General features: G+C 47.0%; 15 protein-coding genes. 5 read left to right on the top strand and 10 right to left on the bottom strand.

The window, feature by feature from the left end:
• Positions 1-23 precede the first annotated feature (23 nt).
• From INP77_RS13860 to mnmG, 5 genes are all read right to left on the bottom strand, one after another.
• Positions 24-416 carry an ATP synthase subunit I gene (locus INP77_RS13860; RefSeq protein ID WP_194749665.1) on the bottom strand — a complete coding sequence of 131 codons (393 nt, stop codon included), beginning with the start codon at positions 414-416 and terminating at the stop codon, positions 24-26.
• Positions 417-564: 148 nt separating this feature from the next.
• The gene (locus INP77_RS13855) at positions 565-1,425 is read right to left on the bottom strand and encodes a ParB/RepB/Spo0J family partition protein (protein WP_194749664.1); all 861 of its coding nucleotides are present in this window, start codon (positions 1,423-1,425) and stop codon (positions 565-567) included.
• A 48-nt stretch (positions 1,426-1,473) separates the two neighbouring features.
• On the bottom strand, positions 1,474-2,235 hold the full coding sequence (locus INP77_RS13850; RefSeq protein ID WP_228518953.1) for a ParA family protein: 762 nt from the start codon (positions 2,233-2,235) through the stop codon (positions 1,474-1,476).
• Entirely contained in the window at positions 2,235-2,858 is a 624-nt protein-coding gene (rsmG, locus tag INP77_RS13845) for a 16S rRNA (guanine(527)-N(7))-methyltransferase RsmG (RefSeq protein WP_194749663.1), read from the bottom strand. The genes INP77_RS13850 and rsmG overlap by 1 nt, the downstream gene beginning before the upstream one ends.
• On the bottom strand, positions 2,858-4,795 hold the full coding sequence (gene mnmG, locus INP77_RS13840) for a tRNA uridine-5-carboxymethylaminomethyl(34) synthesis enzyme MnmG (protein ID WP_194749704.1): 1,938 nt from the start codon (positions 4,793-4,795) through the stop codon (positions 2,858-2,860). The genes rsmG and mnmG overlap by 1 nt, the downstream gene beginning before the upstream one ends.
• Positions 4,796-5,005: 210 nt before the next feature.
• On the opposite strand from mnmG, the gene cycA reads away from it, so the two are divergent.
• Both cycA and INP77_RS13830 read left to right on the top strand, forming a co-directional pair.
• Positions 5,006-5,440 (top strand): cytochrome c'', encoded by a 435-nt coding sequence (gene cycA, locus INP77_RS13835; RefSeq protein WP_194749662.1) that lies wholly within the window; start codon positions 5,006-5,008, stop codon positions 5,438-5,440.
• A gap of 4 nt (positions 5,441-5,444) precedes the next feature.
• Positions 5,445-6,029, top strand: coding sequence for a cytochrome b/b6 domain-containing protein (locus tag INP77_RS13830; protein WP_194749661.1), 585 nt, complete (start codon positions 5,445-5,447; stop codon positions 6,027-6,029).
• A gap of 9 nt (positions 6,030-6,038) precedes the next feature.
• Here INP77_RS13830 and mnmE read toward each other — a convergent pair whose 3' ends face one another.
• The 5 genes from mnmE to rpmH are packed head-to-tail and all read right to left on the bottom strand — an operon-like array spanning position 6,039 to position 9,736.
• Complete coding sequence (gene mnmE, locus INP77_RS13825; RefSeq protein WP_194749660.1) at positions 6,039-7,394, bottom strand: tRNA uridine-5-carboxymethylaminomethyl(34) synthesis GTPase MnmE; 1,356 nt, start codon at positions 7,392-7,394, stop codon at positions 6,039-6,041.
• On the bottom strand, positions 7,384-8,985 hold the full coding sequence (yidC, locus tag INP77_RS13820) for a membrane protein insertase YidC (RefSeq protein WP_194749659.1): 1,602 nt from the start codon (positions 8,983-8,985) through the stop codon (positions 7,384-7,386). Before yidC ends, mnmE begins: the two co-directional genes overlap by 11 nt.
• A 17-nt stretch (positions 8,986-9,002) precedes the next feature.
• Positions 9,003-9,212, bottom strand: coding sequence for a membrane protein insertion efficiency factor YidD (yidD, locus tag INP77_RS13815; RefSeq protein WP_194749703.1), 210 nt, complete (start codon positions 9,210-9,212; stop codon positions 9,003-9,005).
• Between the two features lie 13 nt (positions 9,213-9,225).
• On the bottom strand, positions 9,226-9,570 hold the full coding sequence (gene rnpA / locus INP77_RS13810) for a ribonuclease P protein component (RefSeq protein ID WP_194749658.1): 345 nt from the start codon (positions 9,568-9,570) through the stop codon (positions 9,226-9,228).
• A 31-nt stretch (positions 9,571-9,601) separates the two neighbouring features.
• Positions 9,602-9,736, bottom strand: a complete 135-nt coding sequence (gene rpmH / locus INP77_RS13805) for a 50S ribosomal protein L34 (RefSeq protein ID WP_018987191.1) — start codon at positions 9,734-9,736, stop codon at positions 9,602-9,604.
• 328 nt (positions 9,737-10,064) lie between these two features.
• On the opposite strand from rpmH, the gene dnaA reads away from it, so the two are divergent.
• The 3 genes from dnaA to gyrB all read left to right on the top strand — a co-directional run bounded on the left by dnaA (position 10,065) and on the right by gyrB (position 15,316).
• Positions 10,065-11,477 carry a chromosomal replication initiator protein DnaA gene (gene dnaA / locus INP77_RS13800; protein ID WP_194749657.1) on the top strand — a complete coding sequence of 471 codons (1,413 nt, stop codon included), beginning with the start codon at positions 10,065-10,067 and terminating at the stop codon, positions 11,475-11,477.
• A gap of 248 nt (positions 11,478-11,725) precedes the next feature.
• The gene (gene dnaN / locus INP77_RS13795) at positions 11,726-12,829 is read left to right on the top strand and encodes a DNA polymerase III subunit beta (RefSeq protein ID WP_194749656.1); all 1,104 of its coding nucleotides are present in this window, start codon (positions 11,726-11,728) and stop codon (positions 12,827-12,829) included.
• An 81-nt stretch (positions 12,830-12,910) separates the two neighbouring features.
• The gene (gyrB, locus tag INP77_RS13790; protein WP_194749655.1) at positions 12,911-15,316 is read left to right on the top strand and encodes a DNA topoisomerase (ATP-hydrolyzing) subunit B; all 2,406 of its coding nucleotides are present in this window, start codon (positions 12,911-12,913) and stop codon (positions 15,314-15,316) included.
• The last annotated feature ends 29 nt before the right edge of the window (positions 15,317-15,345 follow it).

Raw genomic sequence — 15,345 nt, 5'->3', positions numbered from 1 at the left:
AAACTATTTTTAAGTTAACTGGTCTACACATTTGCTTGTGATTTTGCGAGCGCGGCGCCAGAAAAAAGCGCAGCGGCTGCCAAGCCTGCAATCAATGCAAAAGGCACCAATGCATGAAACAACTTGAAAACCACAAACAGGATAATCGCGATGATTAATATTTTTACTGCTTCTGCCTTGAGTAAATTGAGTAATACCGCCGTGGGATCTGTTTTCAGCTGACCTTTGGCTGCAATTCTTGCAGCAAACCAGGCACCGATCACAACGGAAATGCCGCCCATCAAGGCTGATAATGCTGCATTGATCCCTGCCAATGCAAATGCTGCTATGGTCACTGCCGCTGTCGCCATGAGTTGCCAGCGCAGCATGTTACGGTAAAGCGACATGCCAGCCGCTTGGGTTTCGAGACCACTCATGGGGTTAGCCCGCAAAAATTCAAGACAAAATACTACAAAGACGCGAGATTTTGAATTATTCACCCGACGAAGTCAAGCACCAAACTAGCCATAACTGCCTGAATGAGCTGGAAAAATCGAGGCCTGCAGGTTGGCTACGTCATTTTGCTTACGATTTTAGGTGATTGTCGGTCAGTTTCGCTATCCAATCATCAAGCTGATCCAGATTTGCAAAACTCAGTTTCAAGACACCCGCGCCGTTCGCCTTACTGCTAATACTGACCTCAGCCCCCAACTGCTCACTGAGTTGGTTTTGCAGAGTCGCCACATCTGGATGCACGGCAGGCTTGGCTTTTTTGCCGCTCGCCGGCTCGGATTGAATCATGCGCTCTACTTCACGCACAGATAAGCCATCCTGAACCACCTTGTTTGCCAACAAGATTTGCTGGGCCGGCTCTATCCCCACCAACGCACGGGCATGGCCCATGTCAATCTGGTTATCCAGCAACATATCCTGCACCATAGGGGTCAGGGTCAGCAGGCGCAACAAGTTGGACACCGCCACTCTCGAGCGACCCACGGCTTGTGCCGCTTTTTCGTGCGTCATCTCAAATTCGTCAATCAGGCGCTTAATGCCCATGGCCTCTTCGAGTGGATTCAGGTTTTCACGCTGAATATTTTCAATCAGCGCCATCGCCAGTGCGGCTTCGTCGGCAATTTCCCGCACCAGCACGGGCACTTCGGTCAGGCCCGCCTTTTGCGAAGCACGCCAGCGACGTTCACCGGCAATAATCTCAAATTTTTCCGGGGCAATTTCACGTACCAGAATCGGCTGCATAATGCCTTGTGCCGCGATTGAGTCAGCCAATGTTTGCAGGGCTTCCTCGTTCATATAGGAACGCGGCTGATATTTGCCTGGCTGCAACTGCCCTACAGGCAATGTGCGCAACATGTCTGACTGGGCAATTGTTTCCGCATCCCCTGATAACAATGCGTCGAGTCCGCGACCGAGTCCCTTGGGCTTCACCATGCTGCTACTTCCTTATAAATGTATGTCTGAAATGAAATGGATGAATAATTAATTTTTTTGAATGATTTCTTGCGCCAACTCAAGATAAGCCTGTGCACCCTTGGAAGAACGGTCATATAACAGAACAGGCATGCCGTAACTGGGCGCCTCAGCCAGTCTGACATTGCGCGGAATAATGGTTTGATACACCTTTTTGCCAAAGTGATTCACCAGCTGGGCTGACACTTGCTGTGCCAGCATATTGCGGTTATCAAACATGGTACGCAGCAAACCCTCTATCTCCAGAACAGGATTTAAGTGAGCGCGCACTTTCTTGACAGTATTGACCAGATCAGACAAGCCTTCCAGTGCATAATACTCACATTGCATCGGGATCATGACTGAGTGTGCTGCAGTTAATGCGTTAACGGTCACCAGATTTAATGAAGGCGGACAGTCCAGCAAGACAAAATCGTAGCGATCATCACCCAACTTGAGAATTGCATTTTTCAACCGCGTTTCACGCGCCATTTCATTGACCAACTCTACTTCGGCCCCAGCAAGGTCGCGATTAGAAGCCGCCACATCATACTTAGCAGCTTCAGCATGTATCACCACCTCCTGCAGTGTCTTGTTACCAATCAACACCTGATAAATACTGTCTTTTAAATGTGATTTATCAATGCCACTGCCAGTACTGGCATTACCCTGCGGATCCAGATCGACTAACAAGACTTTTTTTCCGTGCTCGGCCAAACTGGCAGCCAGATTGACGCAAGTGGTGGTTTTACCGACGCCCCCTTTTTGGTTGGTGATGGCAATTATTTTCATTATGTATTCTCAAACACGATTAAATGTCTTTCGGCCTGCAAGTAGGGCACATAAAGACGGATCACTTCTTTAGGGATGACCTTTGCCTGCGCCAACTCATCGCTTGGCGCCACTCCCTTCATGGCCAACCATCGCCCCTGTGGCGCAATTAGATGTGCAGTCAACTGCTTGAACAAAGCAATATCGGAAAAGGCTCTCGAGATCACTTGTGAAAAGCGAGTAGGGGGCGCATACGCTTCAACCCGGCCATGCACCACTTGCGCGTTGAACAATCCAAGCTCAGCCTTGACCTGCCGCATAAAGATAGCTTTTTTTTGTACAGTATCAATCGTGGTGACTTCGACCTCGGGACGCGTAATTGCGATTATCAACCCCGGCAAGCCTCCACCACTGCCTACGTCCAGCACATTACCGGCCTCTACAAAAGGCAGAACGCTCAAACTATCCAGCACATGTAGCACCAGCATCTCTTCTGAATCACGGACCGCAGTCAGGTTATAGACCTTGTTCCACTTTTGCATAAGCGCCATATAAGCGAGACACTTCTGCTGCATTTCAGGCGTAACCATCGCCTGCAAACCGAGCACCTCGACACCGGCCGCTAACTTTGAAGCCAATTCCATCATGCTGCTGCAATATCGCCAGACTGGCTCTGCTTTTTCTGTTTACGCTTGAGATAAACCATCAACAAAGAAATCGTGGCAGGGGTAATCCCCTGGATGCGACTGGCTTGGCCAATTGTTTCCGGTTTCTGTGCTAGCAGTTTTTGCCGCGCTTCAATACTCAAGCCATGCACATCATTATAATCGATAGCATCGCCCAACTTGACGTGCTCACTATTTTTTTGGCGTGAAATTTCCTCATTTTGACGATCAATATAGCCTTGATACTTGGCAGCAATTTCTACTTGCTCCATCACATCTTCGGCCAACACTTCAGAGGAGGGAACAATTTCCAGCAATGATTGATAACTCACTTCTGGACGCCGTAATAATTCAAACAACGAATACTCATGCTCCAAAGCTTTACCAAAAACCAACGTTTGTGTTTCACGTGAAACAATTTTATTTTGGCTATTGCCCAGGGATTGACCTTGGTCAGGCTGTAAAAACGTGCGCTTCAATCTTGCTTGCTCACGCGTGATCGCTTCCTGTTTTTTACAGAAGGCCGCCCAGCGCACATCATCAACCAACCCCAGTTGACGACCGACTTCAGTCAAGCGCATATCTGCATTATCTTCACGCAACTGCAATCGGTACTCTGCACGGCTAGTAAACATCCGGTATGGCTCATTCACACCCGTTGTAATCAAATCATCCACCAACACACCCAAATAGGCTTGTTCACGGGAGGGGCACCAACCGTCTTTATCTTGCGCATAAAGTGCGGCATTTGCACCTGCTAACAACCCTTGTGCTGCCGCCTCTTCATAACCGGTTGTCCCATTGATCTGTCCGGCAAAAAACAAGCCTTGCACAGCCTTGGTTTCGAGAGTCGACTTTAATCCTCTTGGATCGTAATAGTCGTATTCAATGGCGTATCCGGGGCGCAAGATATGCGCCTGCTCCAGCCCGCGAATCGAACGCACCAACGATAACTGAATGTCAAATGGCAAACTGGTGGAAATGCCGTTCGGATAGATCTCATGGGTCGTCAACCCCTCAGGCTCAAGAAATACCTGATGAGACTCTTTGTCGGCAAAGCGATGAATTTTGTCTTCAACAGAGGGGCAATAACGCGGGCCCACACCTTCAATCACACCCGTGTACATCGGCGAACGATCCAATCCACTGCGAATAATGTCATGCGTCTGCTGATTGGTATGCGTAATCCAGCAAGGTAACTGTTGCGGATGCTGGCCTGCATTACCCAAAAAGGAGAACACCGGCACTGGTGTATCACCAGGCTGCTCAGTCATCACACTGTAATCAATGGTTCTACCATCAATACGTGGTGGTGTTCCAGTTTTTAGCCGGCCAGCCGGGAGACCAATTTCTCTTAGCCTAGCCGCCAGGGAGATTGCGGGCGGGTCTCCGGCGCGCCCGGCGCTATAACTTTGCAAACCCACATGCACCAAGCCACCCAAAAATGTCCCTGCAGTGAGCACCACCGACTTTGCATAGAAACGCAAACCAATCTGCGTTACCACTCCCGCAGCGCGATGATTCTCAAGAATGATATCGTCTACCGCCTGCTGAAACAGCCACAAATTTTGCTGGTTCTCCAGACGGCGTCGAATGGCCGCCTTGTACAAAATGCGATCGGCTTGCGCACGCGTGGCACGCACAGCCGGGCCTTTACTAGAATTCAAGATACGAAACTGGATACCTCCCTCATCAGTGGCGGCCGCCATGGCGCCACCGAGGGCATCAACCTCTTTGACCAGGTGACCCTTGCCTATGCCACCAATAGAAGGGTTACAGGACATTTGCCCCAGAGTTTCAATGTTGTGGCTCAACAAGAGGGTTTTTTGACCCATACGGGCAGCCGCCAGCGCAGCCTCGGTGCCGGCATGCCCACCACCCACCACAATGACATCGAATCGATCAGGAAAGTCCATCATAAAGAATCTTGAACTGTTTGATTTAAAAAGATTTATGATTTTAGCTTAAACTTACTAAATGGTCATTTAAATCACTGCATTGTTACACCTAAACTATGATTTAATACAATGTATTTACGGTTTAATACAAATCAATAACAAGCAGGCCATATTTGCTTAACATAACAAGAATAGAATTTTTCCTAAAACAACCAAGGAGCTATTACCATGAAAATCAAAACAATCATTGCTGTATTCGGGGTTCTTTTTTCTGCGCACGCATTGGCTGATGTCACCAATGCTGAAAAACTGGTATACAAATATACCAACATTGCACACTCTGCAAACTCCATGTACGAAGCCCCCTCCATTACTGATGGTAAAATTTTCTTTAACCGCAAATTCAAAACACCAAGTGGTAAAGAAGCGGCATGTGCCTCTTGCCACACTAACAACCCTGCTAACGTTGGCAAGAACATCGTCACTGGCAAGGAAATCCCTCCACTGGCACCACGCGTGAATACCAAGCGCTTTACCGATATTGATAAAGTAGAAGAAGAGTTCACCAAACACTGCAATGATATTTTGGGTGCAGACTGCTCACCTTCAGAAAAGGCAAACTTTATCGCTTATCTGTTAACCGAAACAAAACCTAGCAAATAATTCAATGCTACGTTACGTATGGGATCCGTTTATACGGATCTTCCATTGGTCACTGGTCGCGGCGTTTGCTTATGCCTTTTATACGCACGACTCGATGTGGGATCGGCTACATCATGCTTATGCGGGTTATGTGGCCGGCACTCTGATCGTGGCGCGCATTATTTGGGGCATTATTTCCACAGGTTATGCAAACTTTCATAGCTTCCCGCTGAACCCTGTGTGGGCGCTGAAACATCTCTACAAGCTTATCCATGGAACAGCCAAGCACTATATCGGCCACAACCCCACAGGTGCGATAGCAATTTATGCGATGCTGGGCCTAGGCATCCTGACGGTAGGTTCCGGCTGCATTGTTTATAACAATGGCTGGGACTTTATTGATGATGAAATGGCCAAAACCTTACATCACTATGTGACCTGGACATGGCTGGGTGTGGTGGTGGTCCATGTCTTCGGTGTGATTTTTGAAAGCATCATCAATCGTGATAACCTGATCTGGGCGATGATTACAGGGTGTAAACGCGTATGCAGTATTGAAGAACGGTTTGACCAAAAAAACACACCGTTCCCCCGAAAAAAAACCCGCTGATGCGGGTTTTTATTTACCTATACAAAAACGACTGAATATTTCCCCAAGCAAATCATCCGGCGTAAACTCGCCAGTGATACTACCCAACGCCTCTTGTGCGCAACGCAACTCTTCTGCAATGAGCTCCGCAGCATTCATTTGACTCACCGCATGACTTAAGTGCTCTGATACGGCTTGCAAAGCCTGCAAGTGTCGAGCCCTTGCCATAAACACACCTTCTCCGCCAGGTTGATAACCAATCATCTCCAGCAAGGTTTTTTGCAACAAGGGAATACCTAGACCTGTCTTGGCTGATAAAAATACGTGCTGCTCATGATCAATAACATCAGTGCGCGATGTTTCACGTGAAACATCTATCTTATTGTGCACCCAAACTTTTTTGACCTGACTCGGTAACTTTTCAAGAATGGACTTTTCAAATGCACCAATGCCATGCTGACTATCTACAAGTAACAAAGCCACATGCGCACTTGCAATCGCTTTCCAGGTCCGGGCTATGCCAAATTGCTCCACGGTATCTTCGGTCTCACGCAAACCTGCAGTATCAATGATATGCAAAGGCACACCCTGGATTTGAATGACGTTTTTGATGGTATCACGTGTCGTACCAGCTATCGGTGTCACAATCGCCACCTCTTCACCAGATAAGGCATTTAATAAACTGGATTTGCCAACATTGGGCTGTCCAATCAACACCACATTCATGCCTTCGCGCAGCAAAGCACCCTGTTTTGCCTGGTGGAAAATTCTTTGCAAGGTGACCTGATTTTGTTGAAGCTTTTCCAACACTCGCCCTTGCGTGATGAAATCAATCTCTTCCTCAGGAAAATCCAGGCAAGCCTCGACATACATGCGCAAATCAATCAATTGATGCAACAAGTCCTGTACCGCATTAGAAAACTCGCCAGACAACGATCGAACTGCACTGCGGGCCGCTTCCTCAGTAGAGGCATTAATCAGATCTGCCACTGCTTCAGCTTGGGCGAGATCCAGTTTGTCATTCAAATATGCGCGTTGTGTGAACTCGCCGGCCATCGCATGGCGTGCGCCGCATTCGATGCAACGCGCAAGCAATATTTGCATCAACGCAGTCCCGCCATGCGCCTGTAGCTCAAGCACATCTTCACCTGTATAGGAATGAGGATTGGGGAAAAAAATAGCAATGCCACGATCTATTAATACACCGTCGGCTTGTAGAAAAGAAAGATACGCTGCGTGACGCGGGGGAGGGCAGTGCCCGAGAATTTGAGCAGCAATACTGGCTGCTAGCGGGCCGGAGACCCTGACGACACCAATGCCGCCTGCACCGGGGGCGGTTGCAATCGCGGCAATGGTATCGTTGGCAATCGGAAGATTATTTGCCATGTCCTTTTTTCGCCAGCGCTTCGGCGTGGATCATGCGATTAATCGCCCATTGTTGCCAGATAGACAGGATATTGTTGACCAGCCAGTACAATACCAAGCCGGCAGGAAAGAAGAAAAAGAATACACTGAACAATACAGGCATGATCTTCATCACTTTTGCTTGAATCGGATCAGTAGGTGGTGGATTCAAGAAGGTTTGAATAATCATGGTGGCACCCATCAATATGGGCAACACAAAATAGGGATCGGTCGCAGACAAATCCTGTATCCAGCCAAAAAATGGGGCATGCCGTAATTCTACAGAGCCCAACAATACCCAATACAAGGAAATAAACACTGGGATTTGTACCAGTATGGGCAAGCAACCACCCATCGGGTTAATTTTTTCGGTGCGGTACATTTCCATCATGGCTTGCTGCAGCTTTTGCTTGTCGTCGCCAAACTTGTCTTTCAGTGCTTGCATGCGTGGGGCAATTTCACGCAAATGCGCCATATTGCGGTAGCCAGATGCAGACAACTTGAAGAAAGCTGCCTTGATGAGGATGGTCAGCACAATAATCGACACACCCCAGTTTTTCACCAGATCGTGGATATGACTCAACAACCACATTAACGGTTTGGCAATCACGGTCAAAATGCCGTAATCGACCACATATTCCAAGCCAGGCGCCGTCGCTTCCAAGGCTTGCTGAACTTGCGGTCCACTGAATAATTTTGCGTCTACTGTTTTAATTGTCCCTGGTGCAATTTCGCCTACAGGCAAAATGGTACCAATTGAGAAGTCATGCTCACTGAGTTTTGTCGTGTAAAACTTGCGTTCAGATTTTGATTGTGGAATCCAGGCGCTGACAAAGTAATGTTGTACCAAGCCAATCCAACCATCTTTAGCATTGATAGAAACGTCCTTTTTGGCCATTTCATCAAATTTCACCTTGTTGTACTTGTCTGCTTGGGTGAAATAAGCGCCCCCAGTAAAGGTCGGCATCATTTTAGAACCCTGATTGGATTCATTATCGTGAATGATTTGGTAATACACCGAAGGCGAAATGGCTTTTTCGCTGTTATTCTTGATTTCATACAACACATCAATGACATATTCACCACGATGAAAGCGGTAAATCTTGTCTACTGCAATACCATTCTTCTCCGGGGCAGTTAAACGGATATCCAACGTTTGTTGATCCGCTTGCATTTGGTAGGTGCTAGCCTCAGCGGTAAAGCTTTCATAATGCGTAGGCAAGCCTTCACCCTTGAGGCCGGTTTGCGCAACATATAATTTGTCTTTACTGCTATCACTCATCAACTCATAAGGGCCAGCGCCATTATCTGCTTTATGTTCTAACAAGGATAATTGACGTAAATCACCGCCGGCAGTGTCAATAACCGCCGAATAACGATCAGTTGTGATGGCGATACGTGTGCCTTTGTTTAAATGAAAGCCATCTACCTGCGGTTTATCAGCAGTTTCAGGCAGCGCTTGTGCCACTTGCTCGGCAGTTGGTTGTGGTGAATGGTCTTGTTGCCAGGCATCCCACAGCAACATGATGGAAAAAGAAAAAATCACGAACAGAATTAGACGGCGAGTATCCATAAGATTTCGTTTAAAAGTCAGGGTAGGGGGTCTACACCACCTGGATGCCAGGGATGACAACGACCGATGCGGCGTAAGGCTAACACACTCCCACGCCACGCACCATAGCGTTGCAAGGCCTCAATGGCATAGTGTGAACAGGTAGGGTGAAAACGACATTGTCTTCCCAACCAGGGACTGAGTCCCCATTGGTAACACTTGATCAAGAATATCAACAACGTCTTCATCGGCAAAGATTCATCAGGAAGCATGCACGGATTTGCTTAAACGGCATAGCAAAGTCTCTACATCTTGACGCACTTGAGCAAATTCACCTTGTTTGAACGGCTTACGCACTTGTACCACCACATCGAAACAAACAGGCGACATTGCTGGGTGAGCACGCAGGACTTCTCGCAACACCCGTTTCATGTAATTGCGTCTGACCGCCAGTTTGGACACTTTTTTTGAAACAACCAGACCGTAGCGGTGATGTGAAAGCTGATTTGGTTTGATATTGGCAATTAACCATTCACCATAAAACCGCTTCCTGAAACTAAAAACGGATGAAAATTCATCCGTTTTTTTTAGCTTATACAATGTCATGCATTGAGTATCCGCAATGCATTGTCAGGGATTACAGACCCAAACGTTTACGACCTTTAGCGCGACGAGCAGCAATCACTGCGCGGCCACCTTTGGTTTTCATACGTACCAGAAAGCCATGGGTACGTGCACGACGGGTTTTAGATGGTTGATAGGTACGTTTCATTATTAAACTCCGGCCAAAAATGGCAATTAAACTCTAATCCGGCAAGCTTGATTATTACGCTCAATATTTGCCGATTTCAAAAACCCTTAATTAAACATCAAATTCAGAGTTTATGTCAATGATTTTTTTTAATTTTTTATGATGGCGGGCTGTGGATAACTCGCCTTAAAACGTTTAGAATACTCAACAGATGGTCATGACAACAACCAAGACAAGACCACTTCTTCTGCCACTCTTTCCTGGCAATTATAACGAATAAATATTCAACACGCTGATCCGTATTCGCGATCAATGTGTTGCAATTACTTTTAAAAAAAGCACTGGAGCAATGGAAAATTTTTGGGCCTATTGTTTGTTAAAGTTCGAGCAAGAGCTGTCAGCACAACAATACAACACCTGGATCAAACCCCTGAAAGCACGCATCAATGGGGAATCCGTGCAAATTGTTGCGCCCAACAAATTTGTCATGCAATGGGTCAAAAGCAAGTTTTTTTCACGCATAGAGACGATCGCGACAGAACTCTCTCCAACAGCGATTCTTGAACTGATTGTCGACAGTAGTGAATCCTTGGCACCGGCAGCACCCGTGGTTAACAAGGCAGCCAGTGTGAGCGAAAATCCAGTTGAAGCCGCCATTGCAAAAGCACCGACAAAAACCGTTAGCAAACCAAATCGGCCCCCCATTCCACGATCAAGCGCAAAACCGGTTAAAAATGAGAAGAGTAGTGGGCTCAATGACAGTTTCTTGTTTGATAACTATGTCACTGGCCGTGCAAACCAGCTAGCACGCGCAGCGGCAATACAGGTGGCAGGCAATCCTGGTCAGGCATATAACCCACTGTTTATTTATGGCGGCGTCGGCTTGGGCAAAACACATTTGCTACAAGCCATCGGCAACGAATTAAAGAAAATTAAGCCAGAAGCGAATATCCGTTACCTGCACGCAGAACGTTATGTCTCCGATGTAGTAAAGGCTTATGAAAACAAGGCGTTTGATGAATTCAAACAACTTTATCATTCGCTGGATCTATTGCTAATTGATGATATTCAGTTTTTCGCCAAAAAAACACGCACCCAGGAAGAGTTCTTCTACGCATTTAACACGCTGATTGAAGAAAAAAAACAAATAGTCATCACTTGCGATACCTATCCTAAAGAAATCGCAGACATGGATGAACGGCTACGTACTCGCTTCAGCTGGGGGCTTACCGTCGCGGTGGAGCCACCAGAGCTGGAAATGCGGGTAGCCATTCTGCGCAAAAAGGCTGAAAACCTGAATATAGATCTGCATGAAGATGTGGCCTTTTTTGTTGCCAAACAGATACGCTCTAGCGTGCGAGAACTTGAAGGCGCCTTGAATCGTATTATTGCCATGGCTAACTTTACCGGTCATGCCATTGATGTGCATCTGGCCAAAGACGCACTACGAGACCTGATTGCCGTGCGCGGCCGCCAGATCACCATCGAAAACATTCAAAAGACAGTGGCTGACTATTACAAAATCAAAGTCAGCGATATGTTTAGCAAAAAACGCTCACGCAATGTCGCCAGACCGCGCCAGGTGGCCATGTCTTTGGCGCGTGAGCTTACCAATCATAGCTTTCCAGAGATTGGGGAAGCTTTTGGCGGACGTCACCACACAACCGTGATGCACGCCTGCGAAGAAATTGAACAATTACGCTTGAATGACCAGACGCTGGCACGTGATATTGGTTTACTCACACAAGTGATCAGGGATTAAAACAAGCAAGTCATGCTGTGGATAAGTTGAGAATGACGTGTGCTTAAATATTGCGTATAGACTGAATAAAATCAGTTTACAATATCAGCCACAAACGATGCAGGTTTAAACCGCAATTTATGCACAAGGCAATATTCGGATAAGTCTTTGAATTATTTATATTTTTAGACTTACCCACAAAAAAACGTAACATTACTATTATTCTTATCTTTTATATATTGAAATAAAGTTATTAATTAGGTCAGGCCATGCAAATCAAAATTAACCGTGAGGTTTTGCTTAAACCACTCAATAGTGTGACTGGCATCGTAGAGCGTCGGCATACATTACCTATCCTTTCTAACCTGTTAGTTAACATCAAACAGGATGAAATGCATTTGACCGCTACCGACCTCGAAATGCAGATTTCTCTGAAAGTACATGGCGGCATTGAAGGCGAATTAAGTACAACGATTTCAGCAAAAAAACTGCTGGATATCTGCCGTTCATTGCCTGACAGCACCACGATAGAAATGAATAATCAGGATAATCGCATTACACTGAAAGCAGGCAAGAGCCGCTTTAACCTGCAAACACTGCCTGCAGCAGATTATCCTTTGATGAGCAAAGCCAGTGGCCAAAACATCAGTTTCAGTCTGGCGCAATCAGAGTTCAAACGCTTGCTCAAGCAAGTAGAATTTGCCATGGCGCAACAAGATATCCGCTATTACTTGAATGGCTTATTGCTGGAAGTAAACGGCAACCAGTTGCACGTGGTGGGCACAGATGGACACCGTTTAAGCTATACCAATACCACCCTGGCGCAAAGCTTTGAAAAAACAGAAGTGATCTTGCCGCGTAAAACAGTGCTGGAATTGACGAAGTTGCTGGATGAGCAGTCAGATTCGCCTGTCGTGATTGAAGTCTTGAACGGACAGGTCAGCTTTGAATTTGGTGATATCCAACTGATCAGCAAAGTGATTGATGGCAAGTTTCCGGATTACAACCGTGTGATTCCCAATGGTCATCAAAATACTTTTCTGGTCAATCGCACACAAATCCTGAGCGCCTTGCAACGTGCGTCTATTCTGTCGAATGAAAAATATCGCAGTATCCGCATGGTCATCACCAATAATCAGCTCAAACTGATTAGCACCAACACCGAGCAAGAAGAAGCAGAAGAAGAACTCGATATCGACTACAGCAATGCCGCACTGGATATTGGTTTTAATGTCACTTACCTGATTGATGTGCTTAATAATCTGAGTGATGAACAAATTCAATTTGCGTTCGCAGACGCCAACAGCAGTTGCCTGATCACCGCAAGCAGCGATGCCAACTATAAATATGTTGTGATGCCAATGCGCATATAATGCTGGTAGCCGTGTTTCACGTGAAACACGGCCAATGTTAGGGTGATGGTCTTTTAACTCTCAATTAAAGAAACTTTTGTTATGGCACAGCCACAAGAATATAACTCAGACAGTATCAAGATTTTGGAAGGTTTGGACGCTGTACGTAAGCGTCCTGGCATGTACATCGGTGACACGTCAGACGGTTCTGGTTTGCACCACATGGTATTCGAAGTGCTGGATAACGCCATTGACGAAGCACTAGCCGGGCATTGTGACGATATTAAAGTGATTATCCACCCGGATAATTCCATCAGTATTTCTGATAACGGTCGCGGCATTCCGACCGATGTCAAAGATGACGATAAACATGAGCCCAAACGCTCCGCGGCTGAAATCGTGATGACCGAGTTACATGCCGGCGGCAAGTTTGACCAGAACTCTTACAAGGTGTCTGGCGGTCTGCACGGTGTGGGTGTGTCTGTCGTTAATGCGCTGTCAGACTGGTTAAAACTCAAGATTTACCGTAAAGGTAAGGTACATCAGATGGAATTCCATCGTGGCGTACCGCAAGCGCCATTGGCCGTGACTGGTACTACTGATAAAACCGGGACAGAAGTACATTTTCTGGCTTCTGTCGACACGTTTGTGCTGGTTGAATACCACTTTGAAATCCTCGCCAAGCGTATTCGCGAATTGTCCTTCTTGAACAACGGCGTCAAGATTGAATTAATTGATCAACGTACCGGCAAGTCAGAAAACTTTGCTTTCAGTGGTGGTGTAAAAGGGTTTGTGGAGTACATGAACCGCAGCAAAACGGTTTTGCACCCTAAAGTGTTTTATGCCATTGGTGAAAAAGACAACATCACGATAGAAGTAGCCATGCAGTGGAATGACAGCTACTCAGAAACCGTGCAATGTTTCACCAACAATATTCCGCAACGTGATGGTGGCACCCATTTAACCGGTTTGCGCACCGCCATGACACGGACGCTGAACCAGTATATCGAGCAAAACGAGTTTGCTAAAAAAGCCAAGGTCGAAACCACCGGTGACGATATGCGTGAAGGCATTACTTGTGTGCTTTCGGTCAAAGTGCCAGATCCAAAGTTCAGTTCACAAACCAAAGACAAACTGGTGTCCAGTGAAGTACAACCAGTGGTCTCCGAAATTGTGTCCGCTAAACTGGCTGAGTTTTTAGAAGAAAACCCGATTGATGCCAAAATCGTATGTGGCAAGATTGTCGAAGCTGCGCGCGCGCGCGAAGCAGCCCGTAAAGCCCGTGAAATCACCCGCCGTAAAGGCGTGATGGACACCATGGGCCTGCCAGGTAAACTGGCTGATTGCCAGGAAAAAAATCCGGCGCTCTGCGAACTCTATCTGGTCGAGGGGGACTCTGCGGGTGGTTCTGCCAAACAAGGCCGTGACCGTAAATTCCAAGCCATTTTGCCACTCAAGGGTAAGATTTTAAACGTGGAAAAAGCACGTTTTGACAAGTTGCTGGGCTCTGCCGAAATTGCCACACTGATTACGGCCATGGGCACCGGCATTGGTAAAGATGACTTTAACCTGGAAAAATTGCGCTATCACCGCATCATCATCATGACCGATGCGGACGTTGATGGTGCGCACATCCGTACCTTGTTACTGACATTCTTCTATCGCCAGATGCCAGAGCTGGTTGAAAATGGCCATATCTACATCGCACAGCCACCGCTATACAAAGTCAAACAAGGCCGTGATGAGCGTTACCTCAAAGATGAGCATGAGCTCGATGAATACCTGCTTAATTCAGCCTTGCGCGATGCCATACTGGTGACCAAAGAGGGCGGCGAGATTCTGAAAGATGAAGCCTTGACCAGCATCGCCAAACAAATGGTGCTGACCGAAGCCGTAATCCGCCGCATTGCTAATCTGTATGACGAAAGCGTTTTGCGCGCCATTCAGGATGTGGGCGAGGTTGACCTGAGCACGGAGGCCGCCGCTAACAATGTGGCAGAAAAACTGCGTCCTATCCTCGGTGCAGTCGGCTCAGAAGTGATTGTGTCACAAGATACAGAGACCAGCGCCTATCGTCTGGAAGTGAACAAATACGTGCACGGTAACCTGCAAAGTTGCGTCATTGATGCCGAGTTTGTAGGCAGCGGCGATTACCGCCAGATCAACCGCACTTCACAAATGGTGAATAACCTGCTGGGTGAAGGCGCCATGATCAAGCGCGGTGAAAAAGAGCAAAAAGTCAGCACCTTTAAACAGGCGTTAGACTGGTTGCTAGGCGAAGCCAAACATAACCTGAATATTCAGCGGTATAAAGGTCTGGGCGAAATGAACCCGGAACAACTGTGGGAAACAACCATGGATCCGACCGTACGTCGCTTGCTCAAAGTACAGATTGAAGATGCCATCGGTGCCGATGAAATCTTCACTACCTTGATGGGTGATAACGTGGAACCGCGCCGCGCCTTTATCGAAAGCAACGCCTTAAGTGTCAGTTCACTGGATATTTAAGCGCATCAGTGTTTCACTAAAAAGGCTCC

This window comes from Methylophilus sp. 13, assembly GCF_015354335.1.
GTDB classification, from domain to species: Bacteria; Pseudomonadota; Gammaproteobacteria; order Burkholderiales; family Methylophilaceae; genus Methylophilus; species Methylophilus glucosoxydans.
The sequence above is the reverse complement of the archived record's forward strand: the minus strand, read 5'-3'. Positions and strand labels throughout refer to the sequence as shown.